Genomic DNA, 1,772 nt, shown 5'->3' on the forward strand with positions numbered 1-1,772 from the left:
GGCATCGATGCGCGAATGTGCCGGTCAGCGGGAAGGGGACCTGCTCGAACGCGGCGCGCGTCCTTAGCGTCGCCCGCAGAGAAACCGGTCTCCATCGAAAGGTAGGCACTGTGAACCCCGAGACCCCATCGGCACCAGCGAAAGGCCCGGCCGACGTCGACGTGGTCGTCGTCGGTGCGGGCATCGCCGGCCTCTACGCGCTGCACCGCTTCCGCGGCAGCGGTCTCACCGTGCGGGTGTTCGAAGCCGGCGACGGCGTGGGCGGCGTCTGGTACTGGAACCGCTACCCGGGCGCGCGCTGCGATGTCGAGAGCGTCGACTACTCGTACTCCTTCGACGACGCGCTGCAACAGGAGTGGAACTGGAGCGAGAAGTACGCCACCCAGCCCGAGATCCTGTCCTACCTCGAGCACGTCGCCGACCGCTACGAACTGCGTCGCGACATCGAATTCAACACGCGCGTCACCGATATCGTGCTCGACGAGCAGACTCTGCGCTGGCAGGTCGACACCGACACCGGCCGCGCGGTCTCGGCCCGGTTCGTCGTGCTGGCCACCGGCCCGCTCTCCAACGCCAATACCCCGGCCATCGACGGACTCGACACCTTCGCCGGGCAGCTCCTGCACACGTCGCACTGGCCGCACGAGGGGGTCGATCTCACCGGCCGCCGGGTCGGCGTGATCGGCACCGGCTCCTCCGGTATCCAGACGATCCCGTGCGTGGCCGAGCAGGCCGAGCGCTTGCACGTGTTCCAGCGCACCGCCAATTACAGTGTGCCCGCGGGCAATACGCCGCTGACCGAACAGGACCGGGCCGCGCAGAAGGCGAACTATCCCGAGCGCAGGCGGCTGTCGATGGCCAGCGGCGGCGGTTCGCCGCACCAGGCGCATCCGGCATCCGCGGTCGCGGTGAGCGAGCCGGACCGGCGCGAGGCCTACGAGAAGCGCTGGGCGCTGGGCGGTGTGCTGTTCAGCAAGACCTTCCCCGATCAGCTGACGACCCTCGCCGCCAACGACACCGCCCGCGAATTCTGGGAGGAGAAGGTGCGGGCGGTGATCGAGGACCCGCGCGTCGCCGACCTGCTCGTCCCGCACGACCACCCCATCGGCACCAAGCGGATCTGCACCGACACGAACTACTACCAGACCTTCAACCGCGCCAATGTCGACCTCGTCGACCTGAAGGCGACACCGATCACCCGGATCGACGCCGAGGGCGTGCACACCACCGACACGCATTACCCCCTCGACACCCTCGTGCTCGCGACCGGCTTCGACGCGATGACCGGTTCGGTGTCGCGGATGAACATCGTCGGCCGCGACGGGGAGACGCTCAACCACGCCTGGCGGGAAGGGCCGAAAACCTATCTGGGACTGGGGATGGCAGGGTTTCCGAACCTGTTCAACCTCACCGGTCCCGGCAGTCCGTCGGTGCTGGCCAACATGGTGCTGCACTCGGAACTGCACGTCGACTGGGTGGCCGAGGCGATCGGGTTCCTCGACGGCAGGGGAGCGGTGGCGCTGGAGGCACGCCGGGACGCGGTGGCGGAGTGGGTGCTCGAATGCGTGAACCGGGCCGCGGGAACGCTGATGACACAGGCGAATTCGTGGTATCTGGGTGCGAACATCGAAGGCAGGCCACGGGTGTTCATGCCCTTCGTCGGCGGCTTCGGCGTCTACGGCGAGATCATCGCCGAGGTCGCGGCCGCCGGGTACAAGGGCTTCGACGTCATCGAGGCGTGAGCGGCGACGACGGGGTGGTCCGCACCGGAC

General features: G+C 68.3%; 1 protein-coding gene. It reads left to right on the forward strand.

The features are described 5' to 3' along the window. The first annotated feature begins 110 nt into the window (after positions 1-110). Positions 111-1,742, forward strand: coding sequence for a flavin-containing monooxygenase (locus ACFWF3_RS34575; protein ID WP_379318257.1), 1,632 nt, complete (start codon positions 111-113; stop codon positions 1,740-1,742). The last annotated feature ends 30 nt before the right edge of the window (positions 1,743-1,772 follow it).

Origin of the sequence: Nocardia sp. NPDC060220, assembly GCF_042727815.1 — a bacterium.
Classification (GTDB): domain Bacteria; phylum Actinomycetota; class Actinomycetes; order Mycobacteriales; family Mycobacteriaceae; genus Nocardia.